Source organism: Kribbella sp. NPDC023972 (genome assembly GCF_040639075.1).
Taxonomy (GTDB): domain Bacteria; phylum Actinomycetota; class Actinomycetes; order Propionibacteriales; family Kribbellaceae; genus Kribbella.
The window spans coordinates 1-23,593 of sequence record NZ_JBEZZH010000020.1 but is presented as its reverse complement, the minus strand read 5'-3'; the positions used below and the strand labels follow the sequence as shown (position 1 = coordinate 23,593).

Annotated in this window: 20 protein-coding genes; 11 read left to right on the top strand and 9 right to left on the bottom strand. The window is 69.2% G+C overall.

Annotated features, from left to right (window positions below; translation table 11 throughout):
* Positions 1 to 12 precede the first annotated feature (12 nt).
* From AB0F43_RS37880 to AB0F43_RS37860, 5 genes are all read left to right on the top strand, one after another.
* Positions 13 to 1,677 (top strand): L-aspartate oxidase, encoded by a 1,665-nt coding sequence (locus AB0F43_RS37880; RefSeq protein ID WP_360488701.1) that lies wholly within the window; start codon positions 13 to 15, stop codon positions 1,675 to 1,677.
* Positions 1,670 to 2,542, top strand: coding sequence for a carboxylating nicotinate-nucleotide diphosphorylase (gene nadC / locus AB0F43_RS37875; RefSeq protein ID WP_360488695.1), 873 nt, complete (start codon positions 1,670 to 1,672; stop codon positions 2,540 to 2,542). The genes AB0F43_RS37880 and nadC overlap by 8 nt, the downstream gene beginning before the upstream one ends.
* Positions 2,542 to 3,306 (top strand): type III pantothenate kinase, encoded by a 765-nt coding sequence (locus tag AB0F43_RS37870; RefSeq protein ID WP_360488692.1) that lies wholly within the window; start codon positions 2,542 to 2,544, stop codon positions 3,304 to 3,306. Before nadC ends, AB0F43_RS37870 begins: the two co-directional genes overlap by 1 nt.
* Positions 3,307 to 3,449: 143 nt before the next feature.
* A complete protein-coding gene (locus AB0F43_RS37865) occupies positions 3,450 to 3,896 on the top strand; it encodes a hypothetical protein (RefSeq protein WP_360488689.1) in 447 nt (148 codons plus the stop codon).
* A gap of 93 nt (positions 3,897 to 3,989) precedes the next feature.
* Positions 3,990 to 5,387 carry a multicopper oxidase family protein gene (locus AB0F43_RS37860; protein WP_360488687.1) on the top strand — a complete coding sequence of 466 codons (1,398 nt, stop codon included), beginning with the start codon at positions 3,990 to 3,992 and terminating at the stop codon, positions 5,385 to 5,387.
* Here AB0F43_RS37860 and AB0F43_RS37855 read toward each other — a convergent pair.
* Positions 5,375 to 5,944, bottom strand: coding sequence for a carboxymuconolactone decarboxylase family protein (locus AB0F43_RS37855; protein WP_360488684.1), 570 nt, complete (start codon positions 5,942 to 5,944; stop codon positions 5,375 to 5,377). The genes AB0F43_RS37860 and AB0F43_RS37855 overlap by 13 nt on opposite strands.
* Positions 5,945 to 6,087: 143 nt before the next feature.
* On the opposite strand from AB0F43_RS37855, the gene AB0F43_RS37850 reads away from it, so the two are divergent.
* Complete coding sequence (locus AB0F43_RS37850) at positions 6,088 to 7,374, top strand: hypothetical protein (RefSeq protein ID WP_360488698.1); 1,287 nt, start codon at positions 6,088 to 6,090, stop codon at positions 7,372 to 7,374.
* Here AB0F43_RS37850 and AB0F43_RS37845 read toward each other — a convergent pair.
* From AB0F43_RS37845 to AB0F43_RS37835, 3 genes are all read right to left on the bottom strand, one after another.
* Positions 7,354 to 7,992, bottom strand: coding sequence for a DedA family protein (locus AB0F43_RS37845; RefSeq protein WP_360488681.1), 639 nt, complete (start codon positions 7,990 to 7,992; stop codon positions 7,354 to 7,356). The genes AB0F43_RS37850 and AB0F43_RS37845 overlap by 21 nt on opposite strands.
* 213 nt (positions 7,993 to 8,205) lie before the next feature.
* The gene (locus tag AB0F43_RS37840) at positions 8,206 to 9,087 is read right to left on the bottom strand and encodes an SPFH domain-containing protein (protein ID WP_360488678.1); all 882 of its coding nucleotides are present in this window, start codon (positions 9,085 to 9,087) and stop codon (positions 8,206 to 8,208) included.
* Entirely contained in the window at positions 9,075 to 9,521 is a 447-nt protein-coding gene (locus tag AB0F43_RS37835; protein WP_360488675.1) for an NfeD family protein, read from the bottom strand. The genes AB0F43_RS37840 and AB0F43_RS37835 overlap by 13 nt, the downstream gene beginning before the upstream one ends.
* 174 nt (positions 9,522 to 9,695) lie before the next feature.
* Here AB0F43_RS37835 and lysS point away from each other — a divergent pair, with 174 nt between their 5' ends.
* Both lysS and AB0F43_RS37825 read left to right on the top strand, forming a co-directional pair.
* The gene (gene lysS / locus AB0F43_RS37830; RefSeq protein WP_360488672.1) at positions 9,696 to 11,216 is read left to right on the top strand and encodes a lysine--tRNA ligase; all 1,521 of its coding nucleotides are present in this window, start codon (positions 9,696 to 9,698) and stop codon (positions 11,214 to 11,216) included.
* A gap of 286 nt (positions 11,217 to 11,502) precedes the next feature.
* Positions 11,503 to 11,832, top strand: a complete 330-nt coding sequence (locus tag AB0F43_RS37825; protein WP_132209970.1) for an Lsr2 family protein — start codon at positions 11,503 to 11,505, stop codon at positions 11,830 to 11,832.
* 66 nt (positions 11,833 to 11,898) lie between these two features.
* Here AB0F43_RS37825 and AB0F43_RS37820 read toward each other — a convergent pair whose 3' ends face one another.
* Complete coding sequence (locus tag AB0F43_RS37820) at positions 11,899 to 12,120, bottom strand: hypothetical protein (protein WP_360488669.1); 222 nt, start codon at positions 12,118 to 12,120, stop codon at positions 11,899 to 11,901.
* A gap of 63 nt (positions 12,121 to 12,183) precedes the next feature.
* On the opposite strand from AB0F43_RS37820, the gene AB0F43_RS37815 reads away from it, so the two are divergent.
* Positions 12,184 to 14,721 carry an ATP-dependent Clp protease ATP-binding subunit gene (locus tag AB0F43_RS37815; protein ID WP_360488666.1) on the top strand — a complete coding sequence of 846 codons (2,538 nt, stop codon included), beginning with the start codon at positions 12,184 to 12,186 and terminating at the stop codon, positions 14,719 to 14,721.
* A 150-nt stretch (positions 14,722 to 14,871) separates the two neighbouring features.
* Here AB0F43_RS37815 and AB0F43_RS37810 read toward each other — a convergent pair whose 3' ends face one another.
* The 3 genes from AB0F43_RS37810 to AB0F43_RS37800 form a co-directional block, all read right to left on the bottom strand.
* Positions 14,872 to 16,047, bottom strand: coding sequence for a hypothetical protein (locus AB0F43_RS37810; RefSeq protein ID WP_360488663.1), 1,176 nt, complete (start codon positions 16,045 to 16,047; stop codon positions 14,872 to 14,874).
* A 95-nt stretch (positions 16,048 to 16,142) separates the two neighbouring features.
* Complete coding sequence (locus AB0F43_RS37805) at positions 16,143 to 16,709, bottom strand: hypothetical protein (RefSeq protein ID WP_360488660.1); 567 nt, start codon at positions 16,707 to 16,709, stop codon at positions 16,143 to 16,145.
* Positions 16,706 to 19,534, bottom strand: a complete 2,829-nt coding sequence (locus tag AB0F43_RS37800; RefSeq protein ID WP_360488657.1) for a hypothetical protein — start codon at positions 19,532 to 19,534, stop codon at positions 16,706 to 16,708. Before AB0F43_RS37800 ends, AB0F43_RS37805 begins: the two co-directional genes overlap by 4 nt.
* Before the next feature lie 106 nt (positions 19,535 to 19,640).
* Here AB0F43_RS37800 and AB0F43_RS37795 point away from each other — a divergent pair, with 106 nt between their 5' ends.
* Both AB0F43_RS37795 and AB0F43_RS37790 read left to right on the top strand, forming a co-directional pair.
* Positions 19,641 to 21,623: a kinetoplast-associated-like protein gene (locus AB0F43_RS37795; protein WP_360488654.1), complete on the top strand. Its 1,983-nt coding sequence runs from the start codon at positions 19,641 to 19,643 to the stop codon at positions 21,621 to 21,623.
* A gap of 71 nt (positions 21,624 to 21,694) precedes the next feature.
* A complete protein-coding gene (locus AB0F43_RS37790; protein WP_360488652.1) occupies positions 21,695 to 22,645 on the top strand; it encodes a hypothetical protein in 951 nt (316 codons plus the stop codon).
* Between the two features lie 54 nt (positions 22,646 to 22,699).
* On the opposite strand, the gene AB0F43_RS37785 is transcribed toward AB0F43_RS37790, so the two are convergent.
* A complete protein-coding gene (locus AB0F43_RS37785; protein ID WP_360488649.1) occupies positions 22,700 to 23,581 on the bottom strand; it encodes an A/G-specific adenine glycosylase in 882 nt (293 codons plus the stop codon).
* Between the last annotated feature and the right edge of the window lie 12 nt (positions 23,582 to 23,593).

Below are 23,593 nucleotides of genomic sequence, written 5' to 3'. Positions count from 1 at the left end.
GCGGGAGGCCCCATGACCGGACCCGCTGTCCCGCAACGGCTGACCGCGCCTGAACCTGGATGGATCGACACCGTCGACGTGGTGGTGATCGGATCCGGTATCGCCGGGCTGACCGCCGCGCTCAAGGCTCGTGAGCTCGGCTCCGTGCTGGTGGTGACCAAGGATGTCGTCGCCTCCGGCTCGACCCAGTGGGCCCAGGGCGGAATCGCCGCCGCGCTCAGCCCGGAGGACTCGCCCGAGGATCACTTGCACGACACTCTGGTCGCGGGCGCCGGCCTCTGTGATCCGGACGCCGTACGGGCGCTGGTGACTGAAGGGCCCGAAGCTGTCCGGGATCTGATCGACCTGGGTGCGCGCTTCGACACCGTCGACGGAGATCTGTCGCTGACGCGGGAAGGCGGGCATCTCCGCAACCGCATCGCGCACGCGGGCGGCGATGCGACCGGTGCCGAGATCGAGCGCGCACTGGTCGCCGCGGTGAAGCGGGCCGACGACATCCGGCTGATCGAGCACGCCCTCGTCATCGACCTGCTGACCGCTGAGGACGGTGCTGTCGCCGGCGTCACCCTGCACGTGATGGGTGAGGGCCAGCTGGACGGCGTCGGCGCGATCCGCAGCCGTGCGGTGATCCTGGCCTCCGGCGGAATCGGCCAGTTGTACGCCGCGACCACCAACCCCAGCGTGTCGACGGGTGACGGGATGGCGCTGGCGCTGCGTGCCGGTGCCAAGGTGCGCGACCTGGAGTTCGTGCAGTTCCACCCGACCGTCCTGTGGCTGGGAAAGAGCGCGAAAGGCCAGCAACCGTTGGTGTCCGAGGCCGTCCGCGGTGAGGGCGCCTTCCTGGTCGACCACGAGGGCAACCGGTTCATGCAAGGCCAGCACGAGCTGGCCGACCTGGCGCCGCGGGACATCGTCGCGAAGGCGATCATGGGGCAGATGCTTGCCACTGGCAAGGATCATGTCTACCTCGATGCCCGCCACTTCGGGGACGAGAAGTGGCGGGTGCGGTTCCCGACCATCCTGGCGTCCTGCCGTTCACACGGTATCGATCCGGTCCGCGAGCTGATCCCGGTCGCGCCCGCCTGTCACTACTCCTCCGGCGGCGTGTGGACCGATCTGCACGGTCAGACGTCGGTTCCCGGCCTCTTCGCCTGCGGTGAGGTCGCGTGCACCGGTGTGCACGGCGCCAACCGCCTCGCCTCGAACTCCTTGCTCGAAGGGCTCGTGTTCGCCCGGCGTATCGCCGCCCACCTGGCCAACGGCCTGCCCGCATTGCGTGAGCCGGTCGCGGACACCCGCGTCCCCGGGCTGGTCGACGCGGACGTCGTACCCGAGCTGCAGCGGGTGATGACGGTCGGGGCCGGGGTGATCCGCAGCGCGACCGGGCTCTCGGAGGCGGGGGCCACACTCGGCAAGCTGATCGAGCAGCCGGCCGGTGAGCCGGGTACGCCGGGCTGGGAGGCGACGAACCTGGTCACCGTGGCGTCCGCGCTGATCGCCGCCGCCACCGCACGCGAGGAGAGCCGCGGCTCGCACTGGCGCGAGGACCACCCGGATCGGGACGACCGGAGCTGGTCAGGCAATCTGGACCTCACTCTGCCCGCCGAGGGCGACCAAGCAGTTCCCCGTACGACGTTTGCGCCGCACGAAACCGAGGAGAATGCCCAGCATGGATGAGACTGTCGACCGGCAATGGGTCGGTGACCTCGTGCGGGCCACGATCGAGGAAGACCTGGCCGGCGGGGTGGATGTCACGACCACGGCCACCGTCGACCCGGAGCAGATCTCGGTTGCCGAGCTGGTCGCCCGGGGCGACGGTGTGGTCGCGGGCCTGGAGATCGCCGAGCTGGTGATCCGGCAGGTCGCCACGCCGGACGAGGTCGAGCTCGAGTACTCCGTCGCCGACGGTGCGAGGGTGGCCAAGGGCGACGTACTGATGACGATCCGTGGCAGGACGCGGCAACTGCTCACGGCCGAGCGCACCACGCTGAACCTGCTGTGCCACCTCTCCGGCGTGGCCACGCTGACCCGTCGCTGGGTGGACGCGGTCGAGGGCACCGGCGCGGTCATCCGCGACACCCGGAAGACCATGCCGCTGCTGCGGTCGCTGGAGAAGTACGCCGTCCGCTGCGGCGGCGGCAAGAACCACCGGATGGGCCTGTCCGACGCGGCGTTGATCAAGGACAACCACGTGATCGCGGCCGGCGGTGTGGCCGAGGCGTTTCGCCTGGTCCGCAAGGCGTACCCGGATCTCGCGGTCGAGGTCGAGGTGGACTCGGTCGAGGACGCGCTGATCGCGGTGGAGTCCGGCGCGGAGCTGATCCTGCTGGACAACATGGAGGTGCCTCTGCTGCGCGAGGCCGTGGAGAAGGTGGCCGGCCGGTCGAAGCTCGAAGCCTCCGGCGGTCTCACCCTGGATCGGGCCCGGGCCGTGGCCGAGACCGGTGTGGACTACCTCGCGGTCGGCGCGCTGACGCACTCGGCGCCGGTGCTCGACATCGCGCTGGATCTGCGGACTGAGTTGAATCCCCAGGACGTCTGATGCTCCTCGCCGTCGCCGTCGAGAACACCCGGACCCTGGTCGGTCTGGTGTTCGAGGGCACGGTCAAGCGCCACTGGTGGGTCGGCACGGATCCCCGTCGTACGGCGGACGAGTGGGCCGTGCTGCTCCAGGGCTTGCGGGCCGGGGAGGCCCCGGTGTCCGGGATCGCGGTGTGCTCCGCCGTACCGCATGTGCTGCACGAGCTCCGCGATGTGGTCGCGCGGTACTACCACGACGTACCGAGTGTCGTGGTCGAGCCGGGGGTGAAGACCGGCCTGCCGGTGCTGGTGGACAACCCGCGCGAGGTCGGCACCGACCGGATCGCCAACGCACTCGCGGCAGTGCAGCTGTACGGCGCTCCGTGCCTCGTCGTCGACGTGGGTACGGCGATCTCGATCGACGTGGTGAACGCGTCCGGCGCCTTCATCGGCGGAGTGATTGCCCCGGGCATCGAAACTGCGACCGATGCGCTCGGCAACGCGGCGGCCCAGTTGCGCCGGGTCGAGCTGGTCCGGCCTCGTTCGGTGGTGGCGAAGAACACCGTGGAAGCCCTGCAGTCCGGAGCGATCCACGGCTTCGCTGCGCTGGTCGACGGCCTCGTCAGCCGGATCCGGGCCGAGCAGTCCCTCGAGCCGGACACACCGGTGGTGCTGACCGGGGCGCTGGCCGGGCTGTTTTCCGGCCAACTCGCCACACCGGTCCGCGACGAGCCGTTACTGCCCTTGCACGGTCTGTATCAGGCCTTCGCCCGTAACAACCAGTGATGCCCGATTGGGCAGAACGGACTTGTGCACTGAGGTGACCTGCATCACCATGGGGTGAGCGACTCTCGGGCTGGGGAGGTCCGGGGTCACGGCTGGGGGACATGGCCGCCGCACGCGGGTCGCCTGGGGTCCGGGGGAGGATCATGAAGTCTGTTTATCGGGTACTCGCGGGTCTGGTCGCGGTCGGCGTCGTGCTTCAGGCGATGTTCATCGCGCTCGGCTGGTTCACGGCGATCAAGGACGTGGACGGCGGCCTGGTGATCGACAAGAACTACGAGGGCAACACCGGCCACATGCTGCATGGCCAGTTCGGGATGATGATCATCCCGATCGTCGCGCTGCTGCTGCTCATCGTGTCGTTCTTCGCGAAGGTCCAGGGTGGGATCAAGTGGGCCCTGTACGTGGTCGGCCTGGTCGCGCTGCAGATCGCGCTGGCGTTCGTCTCGTTCGGTGCGCCGGTGGTCGGCCTGCTGCACGGTCTGAACGCCTTCGCACTGGCCGCCGTCGCGAGCATGGCGTCCCGGCGGGCATCCGGCCCGCCGGCACCAGCCACGGCGGAGACGGCCGAGCCCACCGAGGCGACCAGATAGATGCCTTTGGCAACTGAAGGGCAGCGGCCGGCTGCGGTCGCTGCCCGTCCCCAGCGCTTACGACGCCCGCGGCGCCGTACCGTGATCGCGCTGGTGGCGACGCTCGTCGTCCTTGCGCCGATCGCCTGGTTCTGGCAGCGGAGTCTCGTACCCGGAGACCTGTCGCCGATGCAGATGGGGTACGCCGACTACGGTGGCGGCCCGGCCACGCACGCCCATCACGGGCAGGACCTGAGCACCCTGAAGGGGCCGTCCGGCAGGACACCCGCTGTGACGGTGGATCTCGTCGCCCGCAAGGAGCGGTTCGACATTCCCGGCCGCGGCGCGATGGACGGCTACACCCTGAACCACACGTCGCCCGGACCTCAGATCGTCGCGAAACAAGGCGATCTGGTCCAGGTGACGTTGCACAACGAGTCCGTGCCGGACGGGATCACGCTGCACTGGCACGGCGTCGACGTACCGAACGCCGAGGACGGCGTCGCCGGAGTCACGCAGGACGCGGTCGAACCCGGGCAGACCTTCGTCTACCGCTTCATCGCCGAGGACGTCGGCACGTACTGGTACCACTCACACCAGCAGTCCCACGAACAGGTGAAGAAAGGTCTGTGGGGTGTACTCGTCATCGCGCCGACGTCGAGCGACGTGGTGGCCGCCGTACACACGTATGACAAGGTCCGGACCGTCAACGGCGGGTACGGCGAACGCCGGGTGGCCGCACCTGGACCGACCGTCCGGGTCCGGCTGATCAACACCGACAACGGCCCGATGGCCGCCTGGGTCGACGGAGCCCCGTACCGGGTGGTGGCGGTCGACGGGACGGACGTCAACGCTCCCACCGAGGTGAGCAACAAGGCGGTGCTCGTCACGGCCGGCGGGCGAATCGACCTGCAGGTGACGATGCCGCAAGGATCAGCGATCAGGATCGGCCTCGGCGGTGGGCCGACGACGCTGGTGATCGGCGATGGCGACGCGCCGGCCGGCGCTGAGCCGCGCGACCGGGTCGACCTGTTGTCCTACGGTGCACCCGAAGAGCTGGGGTTCGACCCGGCGAAGGCGAATCGGGACTTCCGGTACGACATCGGCCGTCGCCCCGGGTTCTTCGACGGCAAGCCCGGGCTGTGGTGGACGATCAACGGTCGTCAGTTCCCGGACGTGCCGATGTTCATGGTGACCGAGGGTGACGTCGTACGGATGACGATCAGGAACACCTCCGGCCAGGTCCATCCGATGCACCTGCATGGTCACCACGTCGTCGTCCTGAGCCGCAACGGTGTGGCGGCCACGGGGAGCCCGTGGTGGACCGATTCACTCAACGTCGAGGACGACGAGACCTATGAGGTCGCGTTCGTCGCCGACAACCCCGGGATCTGGATGGATCACTGCCACAACCTCCCGCACGCCGCCCAGGGCCTGATCACCCACCTGATGTACACCGGCGTGACGACCCCCTTCCGGTTGGGCGGTACGGCCGGCAATCAGCCCGAGTGAGGCTGGTCGATCGGGCGACCGACGGTGAGGGCCTTACGCAGGGTTTCCGGGAGAGTGTTGTAGGCGGCGTCCGGCGGGGTGCCGGTGGCATCCAGGGTCTTGGAGAAGAAGCAGCGGGCGGCCGCGGCGAGGGTGACGTCGAGGACGTCGTCGTCGCTCAGGCCGACCGCCTTCAGTTCGTCCACGTCCGCCTGGGTGACGCTGTCGGCGGCCAGGGCGACCTTGCGGGCGAAGGTCATGATCGCGCGGTCGACCGGATCCAGGGCCGGACCCTCGACCAGAGCGGCGACCTCCTCGGAGGTGTAGAACTTGTCGGCCAGGATCTGGCCGTGCGCGAGGCTGCAGTAACTCGACTTCAGCGCGGTCGCCGCGGCCAGTGTGACCAGCTCGTAGCGGCGCTGGTCCATCGCGGCCCGGATCGCGCCGTTGAGCTGCTTCCAGGCGTCGTACACCTCGGGCCGCGCGGCGAAGGTCTTGACGTAGTTGGGCACGTGTCCCGCCGGAGCCCGGTTCCGGTCGAAGAAGCCCTGGTCGGACGGTGAGTCGATGAATGCCATGCCGGTTCCCCCCTCGTGGCCCTCTCACGGTAGAGGTGGCATACCGATCCGGCAACGGCCGTGCCGAATGGGTACCTGTACATGGGTATGGTTCACCCGGTCGGTTGTGGGGCAGCTGAGACGAGGTGGTGGGAGTGCGGCGGATGTTCGCCGTCGGGCTGACCGTGCTGTTCGGCACGACTGCACTGACCGCCTGCCAGTCGGATCCGATGCCGACCGACGTGGCGGTCGCCTGGGCCGGTGCCGGGAAGTCCGCGGTGCGGGTGAGCTGGAACGACACCAACGCTCCCAACCGGATCACCATCGAGGGTGTGCTCAGCAGCAGTCCGTCGTACGTGAAGTACATCGCGGCCAGTGAGCCGAACACATGGGAGATCCCGACCTCGGCCTTCCCACCGGACGGCAACTACCGGGTGGCGGTGGCCACCGGTACGTCGCAGGGCGGGGTGACCAGCAAGCTCGCGCGCTCGCCGGTGTTCGACACCGATGGCCCGGTCCGCCCGGGGGCGGCCAGCGCGACCCCGATGGGCCGGGGAGTGCTGATGAAGTGGACGGTCCCGGTCGCACCGCAGGACTTCACCCCGAACGATCCGCTGGACGTGAAGGGCCCGAAGACCCAGCGCTACGTGCCGATGATCGGGCGTCCCGGCGGCATGATGAAGGCGATCGGCCCGGGGACGACGTCGACGCGCCAGGTGATCAAGAGCATCAAGCCGCCGTACCTGTTCCAGCTCCGGGCGCAGAACGAGTGGAGCACCCGGCTCGGCGGCGAGGTGGTCGGCCTGACCAGCTCGGTCAACGGCGTGGTGCCCGCGCTGGCGCAGTTCAGCGTGCAGGTCCACGTCCGCGGCCGCGTCGTCCTGCAGGAGACCGTCTGCCCGGCGGAGACCCCCTGCGTCCAGCGGCGCGCCACGCCGGCCGGTGTACCGGTGGTGGTGCTGACCCAGGTCACCCCGGGAGCTCGCTGGACCCCGGCGGCCGGTGGTTCGACGACCGCCGGTGGGCACTTCGACATCCCGATGGTCAACGGCCCGAGCCGGCCGTACAAGATCACCGTGCCCGGCTACACCCGGCTCGGCGTCCTCACCGGTCCGTCGACCGACCGGCCGGCGTACACCAAGAGCGTGGTCCGGGTCGCGACGGCCGGGTTCGTCGGTGGGCCGGCGAAGCTGCGCGGCGACAACGTGCTGGTCTACACGACGGTCAAGCCGGCGATGAACACGACCGTCATCCTGCAGTCGTGGAACCGGCAGACCCGCAGGTGGGTGAACCTGAAGGCGGTGGCGATGCGCAACGGGCAGGCCTCGCTGCTGTTCAAGGCGTCCCAGGCGGGTGCCTTCGCGTACCGGTTCGTCATCCCGGGGGCGATGATGTTCGGCCGTCCGATGGACGGGACGACCACCCCGCAGCTACCCCTGAACGTCCGCTGACTCCGGCTGCGGCTCGGGCTGCTTCCGGCGGACCTTGTAGTAGGTGTACGCCGCGATACCCGCCAGCACCAGGACGACCAGGGCCCAGATGGACAGCTGGCCGAAGATCTTGTCCGCGTTGTCGCCGATGTTGTACGCGACGATGCCGATCGTGGCCGCCCAGGCGACCCCGCCGCCGGCGTTCGCGGCCAGGAACTGGGGATAGGGCATCCGCAGCGTGCCGGCCATCGGACCGGCGAAGATCCGCAGCAGCGCCACGAACCGGCCGAAGAAGACGGTCCAGATGCCGTACCGCTGGAAGTACTTCTCGGCCCGCAGGATCCGGTCCGGCGAGAAGTGGTGGAACCGCCGGCCGAGCCGCTCGAACAGGCCCCGGCCGGCCTTGCGGCCGATGTAGTAGCCGATCGAGTCGCCGATGATCGCCCCGGCCGCCGCCGCGCCGATCACGAACTCCAGCCGCAGATGGCCCTGTGACGCGAGCAGCGCCGCCGCGATCAGCGTCGTCTCACCGGGTAGCGGCACCCCCATGCTCTCGACCCCGATGACCAGCCCGACGACCAGATAGGCCGCGATCGCCATCCCCGCCGGAATCACGATCGCGAGCGCCAGTTCCCCCATGCCTCAATGGTGGCATCCGGACACAACCGGTTTAGTGGCTCGGGGCACGAGGTCGTGCCTGGTGATCCCACGCCTACTGCGCGGCACTCGGCGCGGCATCTCGCCGCACTGGAGCAAAGGCCACGATGGAACCACATCGAGGCCTTTACTCCAGCACGCCGAGCTACCGCGCCGAGCACCTGCTCGCTACGGCGTGGGATCACCAGGTACGACCTAGTCGGGGGTGATTTCAGGGTTCTTGCCGTTCGGGACCTCGGTGGTGGTCGTGCCGTTGAACGCCTTGGTCACGTTCTGCAGTGCGGAGGTGACCTCGGACGGGATCACCCAGAACGTGTTGCCGGGTCCCTTGGCCAGCTCGGGCAGCATCTGCAGGTACTGGTACGCCAGCAGCTTCGGGTCCGGGTCGTTGCGGTGGATCGCCTCGAACACCGTGTCGATCGCCTTCGCCTGGCCCTCGGCCCGCAGGATCGCGGCCTGCCGGTCGCCTTCCGCGGTCAGGATCCGGGACTGCCGTACGCCCTCGGCGTTGAGAATCGCGGCCCGCTTCTCCCGCTCGGCCCGCATCTGCTTCTCCATCGACTCCTTGATCGACGGCGGCGGCTCGATCGCCTTGAGCTCGACGCGGTTCACCCGGATGCCCCACTTGCCGGAGGCCTCGTCGAGGACGCCGCGCAGGATCGAGTTGATGTGCTCGCGCGAGGTCAGCGTCTTCTCCAGATCCAGCGCGCCGATGACGTTCCGCAGGGTCGTGACGGTCAGCTGCTCGATCGCCTGGATGTAGTTGGCGATCTCGTACGCCGCCGCGCGCGGATCGGTGACCTGGAAGTACAGCACCGTGTCGATGTGGACGACCAGGTTGTCCTCGGTGATCACCGAGTTCGGCTCGAACGAGACCACCTGCTCGCGGAGGTCGATCAGCTGGCGTGGCCGGTCGATGAACGGGACGACGATGTTCAGGCCGGGCTCGAGGGTGCGCAGGTAGCGACCGAGGCGCTCCACGTTGCTGGCCCGCGCCTGCGGCACGATCCGGACGGTCCGGAGCACGAGGACGGCGGCCAGGACCGCGACGATCAGCCCGACTATCAGTTCGGCCATGGATCCTCCCGGGGATGGACGAGGGCGGTGGCGCCCTCGATGGCGAAGACGTCGACGGTGGTGCCCGCGGGGATGACGAGGTCGGGGTCGTAGGACCGCGCGCTCCACTCCTCCCCGTTCAGGCGGACCCGGCCCGGCTCGCGGCCGACCGGGCTGAGCACCACGGCCTCACGCCCGATCAGCGCGGCGACTCCGGTCCGTAGCTGTTCGTGCGACGTCAGGTGGCGGCGTGCCACCGGCCGGACCAGCGTGATCATCGCGGCAGCGGTGACGGCGAAAGCGAGCAGTTGGAGGCCGATGCCCAACCCCAGGCCGGCGACCCCGGCCGCGGCCAGGGCGGCGATGGCGAGCAGGAGCAGGTCGAGCGTTGCCGTCATCAACTCGGCGGTGCCGAGGAGGCCGGCGATGATCAACCACAGAAGCCAAGACTGCATGACAACCACCCGGCGGCGGGGAAAGTGCCTCTCTTTCGAAGGTACCTCGCTCGGATGGATATGTAGCTAACGGTTCAGCTTTCTTCCGGTGGCGGGCGCCGTACCGGTGCTGTTGTCAAGAGCCTGTGGACAAACGATTCGGCTCAGAAGGTGCTCAGTCACTAGCCTTGAGCCATGACTGACGCACACGTGAACCCGGCGACCCCCGACAGCGGGCAGGACGACCTGCCCGAGCAGATGCGGGTCCGCCGGGAGAAGCGTGACCGCCTGCTGGCGGAGGGAGTGCCGCCGTACCCGATCTCGGTGCCCCGGACGCACCTGCTGAAGGACCTGCGGGCCAAGTACGACGGTCAGGAGCTGGAGCCCGACACCCGGACCGGTGAGCAGGTGTCGGTGGCCGGCCGGGTGATCTTCCTGCGCAACACCGGCAAGCTCTGCTTCGTCCGGCTGCGGGAGGGCGACGGGACCGAGCTGCAGGTGATGCTCTCGCTGGCGGACCTCGGCGAGGAGGAGCTGGCCCGGTTCAAGGCGCTGGTGGACATCGGCGACCTGCTGGCCGTCCAGGGCGAGGTGGTGACGAGCCGCCGCGGCGAGTTGTCCGTGCAGGCGACCGGCTGGCGGATGGCCGCCAAGACGCTGCGCCCGCTCCCGAACGAGCACAAGCCGCTCAGCGAGGAGGCCCGGGTCCGGCTTCGGTACGTCGACCTGATCGTCCGCGCCGAGGCGCGCGAAATGGTCCGGACGAAGGCCGCCGTACTGAAGTCACTGCGTGCGACGTACGACTCACACGGTTTCATCGAGGTCGAGACGCCGGTCCTGCAGCTGACCAACGGCGGCGCCGCGGCCCGGCCGTTCACGACCCACCTGAACGCGTTCGACCAGGAGATGAAGCTGCGGATCGCGCTGGAGCTCGATCTGAAGCGGGCCATGATCGGCGGTGTCGACAAGGTCTTCGAGATCGGCCGCACCTTCCGCAACGAGGGACTTGACTCCACCCACGCCGCGGAATTCTCGATGATCGAGGCCTATCAGGCGTACGGCGATTACGACACGATGGCCGAACTGATCGCGGAGCTGATCCGGAACGCGGCCCGGGCGGTGGGTCGCACCGTGGTGACCGCGCGCGACGGTTCGACCATCGACCTGGACCAGCCGTTCCGGCACGCGACGCTTTTCGAACTCGTCTCCGAAGCGGTCGGCCAGACCGTCGATGTGGACACCGACGCGGCCGCGTTGATCAAGCTGGCCGAGCAGCACGACGTCGAGCTCCAGCCCGGCTGGAATGCCGGCGAGATCGCCGTGGAGTTGTTCGAGAAGCTGGTCGAGCACACGCTGATCCAGCCCACCTTTGTGCGGGACTATCCGGAGTCGGCGCGGCCGCTGGCGAAGCCGCACCGGGAAAATCCGGGCCTGGTCGAGGCGTGGGACCTGATCATCAACGGGGTCGAGCTGGGGGTCGCCTACTCCGAGCTGAACGACCCGGTGATCCAGCGGGAACGCCTGGTGGCACAGTCGTTGCAGGCCGCCGCCGGTGACCCGGAGGCGATGGAGCTGGACGAGGACTTCCTCCGCGCGATGGAGTTCGGGATGCCCCCGTCCGGTGGTATGGGGATGGGCCTTGACCGGCTGGTGATGTTGTTCACCGGGGCCGGTATCCGGGAGACGATTCTGTTCCCGTTGCTCCGGCCGGAGTGATTCCGCGAATCGGTCGCAGGATCGTTGCATAGCACAACGGACCGTCACTGCAAATTCCGGGGTCATTCATTCTGGTCCAGCCGGTTTCGGAGCGGGTGAATACTCAAGGTCACCACCGATGCACAGTGTCGATCGGCGCCTCGTGATCCGGAGGGTTTAGTCACATCTTTCCCGCTCATTGTGGGAGGTGAATGACACGCACCCGGTTTGTGCGGTACAAATCAGGTGCAAACAAAACGGCAGGGGGATTGCGGCCCGGTGACGGGCGCGGAAAGGACTGTCATCGATGGCGCAAAGGGTGCAGGTAGTTCTCGAGGACGATCTCGACGGTGGTAAGGCCGACGAGACCGTGACCTTTGGCCTGGACGGGACGACGTACGAGATCGACCTGTCGAAGAAGAACGCCGCCAAACTGCGCGACGCCCTGGCCGGCTATGTCGGCGCCGGGCGCCGGGTGTCCGGCCGCCGCGGCGGTGCGGGCCGGGCGCGGGGCCGGGGCCGGTCGGCGTCGGACTCCGCCGACATCCGGGCCTGGGCCAAGGAGAACGGCTACGACGTCAGCGAGCGGGGCCGGATCTCCGCCGAGGTGCGCGCGGCGTACAACGAAGCCAAGTAGTTTTCGTCAGGACCGCCGGTCCCGGTGCCCGCGAGGGTATCCGGGACCGTCCGCATTCCGGTTGTTTCACAGTGTGGACAGTTCGCTGGCCGCGGTCCGGCCGTGGGTGACTGACTCGGCAGGCAGCTCGATGAATTCGCTGGTGGCGAACATGCTCGCTGATCGGCGCCAGGCGGGAACACCCTGGAGATCCGCGGGGTTGTTCCCTTGTGATGCCACCCCGGCGGCCGGCTGAACGGCGAGCATTTGTTCGCCGAGAGCGAGCCTGTCGGCACCGGGGACTAGCATGCATGTACGGGGGTCGGCCTACACGGCACGTCCGACTCCTCTGAGGCAAGGAGCGCTTTGGCGATGTTTGAACGATTTACGGACCGCGCCCGTCGGGTAGTCGTCCTGGCTCAGGAAGAGGCCAGGATGCTCAGCCACAACTACATCGGGACCGAGCACATCCTGCTCGGCCTGATCCACGAGGGTGAGGGTGTCGCCGCCAAGGCTCTCGAGAGCCTGGGTATCTCGCTCGAGGCCGTCCGCTCCCAGGTCGAGGAGATCATCGGCCAGGGGCAGCAGGCACCGAGCGGGCACATCCCGTTCACCCCACGCGCCAAGAAGGTGCTGGAGCTCTCCCTGCGCGAGGCCCTGCAACTGGGCCACAACTACATCGGCACCGAGCACATCCTGCTCGGCCTCATCCGCGAGGGTGAGGGTGTCGCCGCGCAGGTCCTGGTCAAGCTCGGCGCGGACCTGAACAAGGTCCGCCAGCAGGTCATCCAGCTGCTGAGCGGGTACCAGGGCAAGGAGACGGCGTCAGCCGGCGCGCCCGCCGAGGGTGCGCCCAGCAGCTCCCTGGTGCTCGACCAGTTCGGCCGGAACTACACCCAGTCCGCCCGCGAATCGAAGCTCGACCCGGTGATCGGGCGCGAGACCGAGATCGAGCGGGTCATGCAGGTGCTGTCCCGGCGGACCAAGAACAACCCTGTCCTGATCGGTGAGCCGGGTGTCGGCAAGACCGCGATCGTGGAGGGTCTGGCCCAGCAGATCGTCCGCGGTGACGTCCCGGAGACGCTGAAGGACAAGCAGATCTACTCCCTCGACCTGGGCGCCCTGGTGGCCGGTTCGCGCTACCGCGGTGACTTCGAGGAACGCCTGAAAAAGGTGCTCAAGGAGATCCGCACCCGCGGTGACATCGTGCTGTTCATCGACGAGATCCACACCCTCGTCGGGGCCGGCGCGGCCGAGGGCGCGATCGACGCCGCGAGCATCCTGAAGCCGATGCTGGCCCGTGGTGAGCTGCAGACCATCGGCGCGACCACCCTCGACGAGTACCGCAAGTATGTCGAGAAGGACGCCGCGCTGGAGCGCCGGTTCCAGCCGATCCAGGTGGCCGAGCCCTCGATCGCGCACACGATCGAGATCCTCAAGGGCCTGCGGGACCGGTACGAAGCCCACCACCGGGTGACGATCACCGACCCGGCGCTGGTGCAGGCCGCGCAGCTGGCCGACCGCTACATCTCCGACCGGTTCCTGCCGGACAAGGCGATCGACCTGATCGACGAGGCCGGTGCCCGGTTGCGGATCCGCCGGATGACGGCTCCGCCGGACCTGCGCGAGTTCGACGAGAAGATCGCGAACGTGCGCCGGGAGAAGGAGTCGGCGATCGACGCGCAGGACTTCGAGCGCGCCGCCAGCCTGCGCGACGACGAGAAGAAGCTGATCAACGCGAAGGCCGAGCGGGAGAAGCAGTGGAAGGCCGGCGACATGGACGTCGTCGCCGAGGTGGACGAGGAGCTGATCGCCGAGGTGCTGAGCACCGCGACCGGTATCCCCGTCTTCAAGCTGACCGAGGAGGAGTCGTCCCGGCTGCTCGACATGGAGAAGGAGCTGGCCAAGCGGTACATCGGCCAGGAGGACGCGGTCAAGGCGCTGTCCCGCTCGATCCGGCGTACCCGCGCCGGCCTGAAGGACCCGCGCCGCCCGAGCGGCTCGTTCATCTTCGCCGGTCCGTCCGGTGTCGGTAAGACCGAGCTGTCGAAGGCGCTGACCGAGTTCCTGTTCGGCGACGAGAGCGCGCTGATCAGCCTCGACATGTCGGAGTACTCCGAGAAGCACACCGCCTCCCGGCTGTTCGGTTCACCGCCCGGGTACGTCGGCTACGAAGAGGGTGGCCAGCTGACCGAGAAGGTCCGCCGCAAGCCGTTCTCCGTGGTGCTGTTCGACGAGGTGGAGAAGGCCCACGCGGACATCTTCAACTCGCTGCTGCAGATCCTGGACGAGGGTCGTCTGACCGACGCCCAGGGCCGCGTGGTCGACTTCAAGAACACCGTCATCATCATGACCACGAACCTGGGCACGCGGGACATCTCGAAGTCCGTCAGCACCGGGTTCCAGCGGGCGAACGACGCCCCCGGTACGTACGACAAGATGAAGGCCAAGGTGACGGAGGAGCTCAAGCAGCACTTCCGTCCGGAGTTCCTGAACCGCGTCGACGAGATCGTGGTGTTCCACCAGCACGGCAAGGAAGAGATCGTCAAGATCGTCGACCTGATGCTCGCGCAGGTGGAGGGCCGGCTGAAGGACAAGGACATGGGCATCGAGCTCACGCCGGCGGCGAAGGCACTGGTCGCCGACCGTGGCTTCGACCCGGTCCTGGGTGCCCGCCCGCTGCGCCGCGCGATCCAGCGCGACGTGGAGGACGCGCTGGCCGAGAAGATCCTGTTCGGGGAACTGCGCCCCGGCCAGATCGTCCTGGTCGACGTGGCGCCCGAGGGCACGGTGGGCGAGGACGGCCTGCCGGAGTACTTCACCTTCACCGGCACCCCGAAGTCCACCTCGCCTGAGCTGGAGCTGTCCGACCTCACCACCGGCGGCACCACAGGCCTGCAGGACACGTAACCCGCACCAACCCCAGAGGGCCCCGCGCACCAAGCGCGGGGCCCTCTTGCATGTCCACATTTCGCTGGCTGACCCACCATCTGCGGGGTTTGCCACCCGTATGCAGGGTGGCAAACCCCCAAACTGATGGGTCAGCCAGCGAAATGCTGGTCAGCCAGACTGGTGGCAGGTGGTGCAGGTGGTGCGGCGGCGGTAGTAGTACGCCGCGGTGGCCAGGGCTACCGAGGCGCCCCAGAGGGGGAACGGGAAGATGAGCAGGTAGACGATGTTCCTGGTGAGCGAGGCCTCGGCGGACCAGAGCAGGCCGGTGAGGGAGGCGCTGCTGACCAGGAGGAGCGTGGCGGCCACCGCGCCCGGGATGACGGCCGTCTTGATCGGCACCGGCCGCCCGGCGACGAACGGCACCCACCGGGGCCACACCTCGCCCCAAGGCCGGATCAGCCCGAGCGTGACGATGCCGGACGCCAGCGCGATCAGCCCGAGGCCCAGGCCCAACAGTTTGATCCCCGGCTCGGCGTTCAGCTGGTCGGCGTCGAAACCGATCGGGTTCGGCAGCAGCCACGTCATCCGCAGCAGCGCGTACGGCATCGGGCAGAGCACCGCCACGATCGTCGCCCAGAACCCCCAGCGCCGTGCCGACTCCGGCCGCGTCCAGCGCGCGCCCGGCCGTCCACACCGCTGACACCGCCCTCGCGCGCTCCGCAGCCCACGGATGCCGAGCAGCGCCCACCCACAGCCGAGCAGCAACGCTCCGGACACGAACAGCGGCGTGGTCCCGACCTTCGCCGGTAGGTCGCCGAGCCCCGCAGCCACGTCCCGGAACGCGGCCCAGTCGAACAACCCGGTGGTCAGTTCCACGACGACCACGACACCCGCCACGCCGAGCAGCAGCACCCGCGTCGCCGGCTGCTTCCACGCGCCGACGATCAACCACACGATCCCAGTCGGCAGACCGAGCAGAACGAGCAGATACCCGGTCAGCATCGCCACCGTGACACTCGGCGCCAGCAGCCCGAACACCACCACTTGCAACGCCGTGAACGCCAGCAACGGCCGGTACGCCGACGCACTCCACTCGGTCCGCGCATGCCCGATCGCCGCCGGCACCCCCAGCACCCCCAGTACGGCGATCAGCCCCGCGCCAACCTGGTCCGGAAGTCGAGCCAGCAACGACAACCGCTCCCCATCCGGCGGCACCGGCCCGAACGCATATCCGTCGGCCCCCAACAACCAGGCCACCCCCGCGACCGCATAGACCAGTGACAGTCCCGCCACCAGAAATGGCAGCACCGTCCTGGTGCGCTCTCCAGCCTGTAGAACACTCATCGCTTCCTCCAGCCGTCAGTCCCCTCACTGTCCAGCCGGACCCCACCCATGCACCTCAGCCGCGAGAGTGTTCCCTCTCCCTCCCGCGAGTGAAATCAACGGGTACGACGAAGGTGGGCGATCGCCTGGGAGATCTCTGCCGGGTCCGGCGCCGGCGACTTGTTGTACTGGGCAACTAGTTGGCTGGTGGCAGCGAGAAGCCAGAGCAGCGAGCTGGCAAGGGCAAAGGCTGGGCCCGGTCCAGGCCAGGTGTCGGTCAGAGTCTCGAGGGACGTGGCTTGCCAGGCGGTGGCGACGCAGACGATCGCGATGACGGCAGTGACACCGGTGACTGCGCTGGCGCGGAGGCCCGGCTCGAGGATGACGGCGACGGTCGAAGTGATGAGGCCGGCCAGGAAGATGAAGGCGAGGGCTGGCTGGGTTTCGATGCCCAGTTGCCAGATCGAGAGGCCGTAGCGCCTGCTGTAGGTCCAGGGCAGCAGGAGAGTCACTCCGGTGGCCAGCGCGATGAGCAGGGTCGCCCGAGCGAACCAGCGGTGCTCGGACCGGGCCAGCTCGGCTTCGGCGGCGTCCAGGCGGCGCGGCAGTTCCTCGTCCGGGAAGGCGGTCATTCGGCCGGCGTCCAGGCGGCGCGGCAGTTCTTCATCGGGGAAGTCGGTCATCCGGCCGCCCCCAGACGGATCAGGTCGTTGTTCAGCTGGAAGTACAGCGCCGACCCGATCACCGTGACTTGGTCCGCGGCCTGCGGCACACCTTGCTGAGGTCCTGCGATCACCGTGACTCGTCCGGGTGCGTCCACTCGCACCAGGTGGCTTCCGTCGTACCCCCAGAGCTTGCCGTCGGGGCCGGTGAACCAGGTGCCGTCAGCGGTCAGCTGGGACCCCGGTACGCCGGTAGCCGAGACGGGCCAGCCTGATGCCGATCCACCCAGCATGACCGTCGTCCGGCCGTCACCAGTCACCCGAACGAGCTGCTCGCCCAGGACCATCGCCACCTCGCCGGACGCGAGCTGCACCAAGGCCCGCAGCTCACCCTTCACCTGCACTCGACGCACCGCCCTGCCAGGTCCGTACAAGTTGTAGAAACCTCCACCGACCGCAGAGACGAACCGATCCCCGGAGGCCGCCGCGAACTCACCCTTCTGGTCAGCCGGCACCGGCTGTGGGTCCCGCACCACCTGCGAGCGACCCCGCACCAGGTGTACGGCGCTTTCTGTCGAACGACGACCCGCCACCGTCCACCACACCCCACCCTGCCCGTCTGGAGCAAAGGCACGAGCCCCCAGCGGCATTCGCACTCGCACCAGCCGTCCAGCAGCGTCCAGCGCCAGCTGAGTACTCACCCCGGCCGCCCCCAGCCGTGGATCCACCACAGGCACTGCCGACACAGCAGTGGCCCGGAACGTCGTCGTACCCCCGACCGGCTTCCGACGATCGCACCGCGGTTCTGGCGCGGGTGCCGCCGGGTACGACGCCGCTGCACTGGCCGCATCAGGTATCTGCAGAACTTGATCCCCACCACCCGGTGAAGTCCCCAGCAGCACCGACCCATCCGGTCGCGCCTCGATGCTGTCGACCCCCTCGGCACCACCGGGCAGTTTCCGCAGTACGCCGTCCGGCGTGATGACCGACGTCGGAGCACCACCGCCGAGCCATAGGTTGCCTCGCACGTCCACAGCGAAGGCATCGACGGTCATGGACGAGCTGGCCGCATCACTGCTCAGCACACAACCAGCCGGCGCCACTCCGGTCAGTTGCTGTGGCACACCGCCCGGCCGGACCATCGCCAACCCCGTGTCGCTCGTCCGCCAGGCCGTCGTACCGTCCGGTCCCCTGGAGACGGCGTTGCCCGGTGCCCCCGGTCCGGGGTCGACCACGAAGTCGCTGAGGCGCATCCCCTTCCGCAGGTGGTTCGCCGGGATCTGCCAGGTGGTCGCGGCTCCCCAGACCACGATCGAACGGTCGGCGTTGCGGTGGCTGAGCGCCGGGCCAACTCCGGTGGCAAGGAGGTCCACGCCGGGCGTGACGTAGTAGGTGCCGTCCTGGTTCTTGTGGCTCAGGCTGATGTCGGCAGTCACCAAATCAAGTGGCACCGAGAGGATTGCCCAAGGCTGCCCGGGTGCACCGCCTGCGAGCAGGATCATGCGTTGGCCGCTGGCACCCCACAGCGCGGGCGGTGTGGCCCCGTGGTTCAGCGTGACCTGCGGCAGCGCGACATCGTCGTCGTACGCGAAGACCGTCGAGCTCTCCGAGCCTGTCCGGCCCAGCAGCCACTGGCCTGGTGATCCGTCGAGTGTCCCGGCCAGTGAGTCCAGCGGGTCCGACGTACCGATGGAGACGCGCATGCCGAGCCGATCGACCAGTTGACCGCCCTGCAGATCCAGCAATCGGTGCGGCACCCCTGCAACCACTGACGGCTGGTACGGCGCTCCGGCGGCGGACGGAACCAGGACGCCGGTCAGCACGCCCACCGCGGCAGCACCTGCGATTACCGCCAGGCGACGCGCACCCAGCAGACCTGCCACGCAGAGACACAGTCCCAGACCAAGTGCAGTCCAGGCACCTATGGCCGCGCGGTAGCCCACGCCTGTCGGCAACGATGGCGGCAGCCACAGGAGCTCAGACACCAGGCCGGCGACCACTACCGACCCGGTGGCGACCGCTGCTGCTCGTCGTACCAGACCGGAAGAGACAAGAGTCGCTACCGCCAACCCGGTGAGGACGAACGCCCAGGACCGGGCAGACGGGATCTCCCAGAGCTGGGAGCGGGCCAGCCCGGCTTCGGACGAGGTCGGCCCGAGCGCAACCGGGTCGACCAGCTCGCGCCACGGCAGGACGGTCGAGGCCAGGAGCAGTACGGCGAGGGTGCCCGACGTGAACGGGAACAGTCGGAAGCGAAGAGGCGTCCAGGTAGCAACCTGATCGCCGAGCCGGACGAAGACTGCCCGCAATTCGGACTGGTTGAGCGGCTCAGCGGACGCGTCCCCGGACTCGTCCTCGGGCACTGTCCACGCGGCCGTCGAACGGGTCGCCCAGTGCGCGGCGACGGCGGTCGCGACGGTGCCGCACACTATCGTCCCGATCACAGCGGGTGAAGTCGCGCAGTTGGGTCGACCCTGGGCGGCGAATCCGGTCCAGGCTGTCACGGTGACCAGTCCGATCGCCGCCGTACCGGTGGAGCGAAGCTGGCGGCGGAGCCGGGATCGGTCGGCAGACAAGCGATCCACGAGTACCAGCAGCACGATCATCACCGGGAGTGCGAGGGCTGCGCCACGGCCGCTGACCGGCTGGGTGGCCGCTCGCCAGAGGTAACAGCCTGTGCCTGCCGGACCCGGGACGAGCACCGAGATCGCCGTACCGACAGCGAGACACGCGAGCACGACACCATGCGGCCCGGAACGTCGTATCGTCCTGCGATGGGTGATGAGTTCGGTACGCAGCAGAGCCGCCGCGGCCTGCGCCTCGGTGGGAAGATCGCGCAGCGGCATGAAAAAGAAGTTACCTGCCACCCAGGTACCGCGTTGTAACGCTGTGACCACGCTGATGGGACCCGGACTGTCGGAAAGGGGGCCGGGGATGGAATCATCTCGTCGCATGGACGCACCGCGTCTGCCACTGACCCAGGAACCGGTCGCCGACACCGGTTCCTTTGGCGTGCGGCAAGCGAGTGGTGTCCTCGAGCGGGCCCAGCGGATCGCCGACACGCTGCGGGAACAGGCGGAGTACGAGAACGATCTGGCCCGTGAGGAGGCGGACCGGGTCCGGGCCGAGGCCGAGCGGCTGAAGGCGGAGGCCGAAGCGGCCGCGCGGACACTGCGGGACGACGCGACGTCGGCCGCGCAACGGCTGCTCGACGACGCCGAGCGCGCCGCCGAACAACTCCGGACCGAGTCCGGGAACGAAGCCGAGCGGGTTCGCGTCGAGGCCGAGACGGCGGCCGAGCGGCTGAAGGCCGAGTCGACCGCCGAGGCGGACCGGGTACGCCGCGAGGCGGCAGCCGCGGCGGAGAAGCTGCAGCAGGAGTCGACCGCGGAGGCGGAGCGGGTCCGGGCCGAGGCGACCGCGATCGCCGAGCGGCTGAAGGCCGACTCGGAGTCGGAGGCCGAGCAGCTCCGGGCCGCCGCCGCCGAGGAGGTGGCCAAGCGCCGCGCCGATTCCGAGGCCGCGGCACAGAAGCTGCGGGACGAGAGCCAGGCGGCTGCCGACCGGTTGCGGGCCGAGTCGCAGGCCGCGGCCGATCGGCGGATCGCGGCGGCCGAGGCCGAGGTGGCCCGGCTGAAGGAAGAGGCCGACGAGTTGCTCGAGGAAGCCCGGATGGCCCGGGAGTCCGCGCAGGCGACGGTCGAGCGAGCCAGCCGCGAGGCCCAGCAGCTGGTCCGGGACGCCGGCGAGCAGGCCGCGCTGGTGTCGCAGGCCGCGGCCCGCAACGAGGCTGAGCTGATCGCCCGGGCCCAGACCGAGGCCGGTGAGCTGCGGGCCGCGGTGGAGCGCGAGGTCGAGGCGGCCCGGGAGAAGTCCCGGGTCGAGATCGCCGAGGCCCATGCCGAGATCGAGCGGCTGCGCGGTGAGAACCGGGCCGAGCTGGAGCGCCGGACCGCCGAGCTGGAGGAGACCGAGCGGGCCAAGCTGGCCGCGATCTCGCTCGAGATCGACAAGCTGCGGGCCGAGGCGGTCGCCGAGATCGCCGAGCGCAAGGCCGAGGCCGAAGCCGGCAACGAGCGGCTGATGGCCGACGCCCGGGCGCAGGCCAAGCTGGTCGTCGACAGTATCGAGGCCGACCGCCGGACCGCGACCGCCGAGGCGCAGCGCATCGTCGAAGAGGCGAACAAGGCGGCCGAGGCGGCGCTCGCGGAGGCCGAGAAGCAGACCATCTGGAGCAAGAAGACGGTCGACGACCTGATCGGCGCGGCCGAGTCCGAGGCGCAGTCGATCCGGGAGCGGGCGGCGGCCGACGCGGCCCAGCTGATGCGGCAGAAGCGAGCGCACCTGCGCCGCGTGGTCGGCCGCACGACCAGCCGGCTCAAGCAGACCAGAGATGCGATCGCCCGGGAGAACGCCGAGCTGACCACCCTGGCCGAGACCACCCTGGCGTCGGCCAACCAGCAGGCCGAGGCGACCCTGGCCGCCGCCAAGCAGGAGGCCGAGAAGGTCACCGCCCAGGCACAGTCGCGGGCCGACCGGCTGAAAGGCTCGGCCCAGACCGAGGCCCGGGAGATCATCGAGCGGGCGAACCGCCGCGAGGCCGAGGCCGAGGCCAGCACCCAGGTGCTCCGCGAGCGCGCCGCCAACGATCTGGCCGACGCCCAGCGGCAGTCGCACGAGCTGATCCGCAAGTCCCGCGCCGAGGCCCAGCAGATCGAGGCGCAGGCCCGGGAGCACGCCGACGAGGTGCGTGCCCAGGCCCGAAAACTTCTCGCCGACGCCGAGGCGAGGGTCGCGGCACTGAACCAGCGCCGTGATGAGATCACCAAGGAGCTCACCCAGCTTTCGGGTGTGATCGAGGCACTCGCTGTACCTGGCTTCCGCCCAGGTGGTGGAATGTCCTCCAGCGAGGGTTCCACGGGGGAATCAGGATGAGGCGTGACAGTCAGATCCTTGTCAGTGACAATGTGTGATCCACCCACCCACCGAAGTGAGCATCAGAAAACATGAGCAGTGAAAGCCCAACCCCGTTCCGCACCGTTCTGCGTGGCTACGAGCCTGCCCAGGTGGACCAGCACATCCGTGAGCTGACCACCTCGCTGACCGCGCTGCAGCAGCAGTCCGAGCAGCTGCAACGGCACGTGCAGGAGTTGCAGGCCCGTACGGACGCGGCGGAATCGGCCGTGATCTCCGCCCAGGAGGACAACAAGGACCGCACCCCCACCTTCACCGAGTTCGGTGAGCGGGTCGCCAAGATCCTGTCGCTGGCCGACGACGAGGCCCGCGACCTGGTGACCCGTGCCCGCACCGACGCCGAGGCGATCGTCGCCGACGCCGAGGCGCACGCGAAGAAGGTCCGCAAGGAGGCCGAGCAGTACTCCCTGGACTGGAAGAGTGAGGTCGACGCCGAGGCCGCCCGCATCCTGGAGGAGGCGCGCACCCAGGCCGACGACATGCGGGACGAGGCTGAGCGCGACGCCACCGCGCGGCGCAGCGAGGCGCAGGCGCTGTACGAGCAGGAGCGGGCCAAGTCCGCCCAGGCCGCGGCCGCGTTCGAGACCACCCTGGCCGAGCGCCGGGGCAAGGTCGAGCAGGAGTTCGCCGCCCGGACCGCGCTGGCCGAGCAGCAGCTGGCCGCCGTCACCGACCGCGCCGCCCAGGTGCAGCGCGAGGCCGACCGCGCCCGCTCCGAGGCGGAGCGGCTCGCCCAGCAGCAGCTGGCCGACGCGAACCGCCAGGCTCAGGAGATCGTCGCCGCCGCGAAGGACAAGGCGGAGCGGATCCGGGCCGAGTCCGAGCGCGAACTCGCCGCCGCGACGCAGCGCCGGGACAGCATCAACGCGCAGCTGACCAACGTCCGCCAGATGCTGGCGACGCTGTCCGGCAGCCCGGCGATGCCGCTCGACCTGCTGGCCGACGACGACGAACAAGCCACCAGCGGCAGCAAGAAGAACTGAACGACCTGAGGCCGGCTCGGACTCCACGAGCCGGCCTCGTCAGTTGGTGCACAGTCAGCTTGGTAGGCGGTAGCGGTCGCGCGGGAGTGGTTCGACCAGGCCGTCGGCGACCAGGCCGTCCAGGGCGCGTTCGCGTTGCGCCTTGTCGTGCCAGCAGGCGTCCAGGGTCTGCTTGGGTACGGCGCCGGTCGTCGCGCGGAGCACGGCCAGCAGACGGCCGCGGACCTGGCGGTCGGTGCCTTCGTACGTCTGCCCCCGGCGCGGCGGTCCGTCGTACGGCGGGCTGCCGGCGAGCACCCAGGCACACCGACCCCGGATCGGGCAGTCGCCGCACCTCGGCGTACGCGCGGTGCACACCAGTGCCCCGAGTTCCATCGACGCCACCGCCCAGCGGGCCGCTGTGGGCTCGTCAGCGGGCAGTGCGGTCACCGCAAGCCGGTGGTCGGCCGCAGTGGGGGAGTTGCTCGGCTGTGCGACCCCGGTGAGAGCTCTCGCGAGCACTCGGCGCACGTTGGTGTCCACGACCGCATGCCGCTGGCCGAACGCGAAAGACGCGATCGCTGCCGCCGTGTACGTCCCCACACCGGGCAGAGCGAGCAGAGCGGCGTGGTCGGCCGGCACCTCACCGCCATGGCGCTCCACGATCGCCTGAGCCGCCGCGTGCAGGCGCAGAGCACGTCTGGGGTACCCGAGCCGGTCCCAGGCCCGCACAGCCTCTCCTGGCGGCTCCACAGCCAGGTCGCCCGGCTTCGGCCACCGCTTCAGCCAGGCCTGGTACGCCGGCAGCACCCGGTTGACCGGTGTCTGCTGCAGCATGAACTCACTCACCATCACTGCCCACGCGCCGGCACCTGGCTCGCGCCAGGGCAGTACCCGGGCGTTGGCGTCGTACCACCGGAGCACGGGCTCGTGCAGCGCGGCAGCGGGTCCGGTCATGGGGCCTCCCGG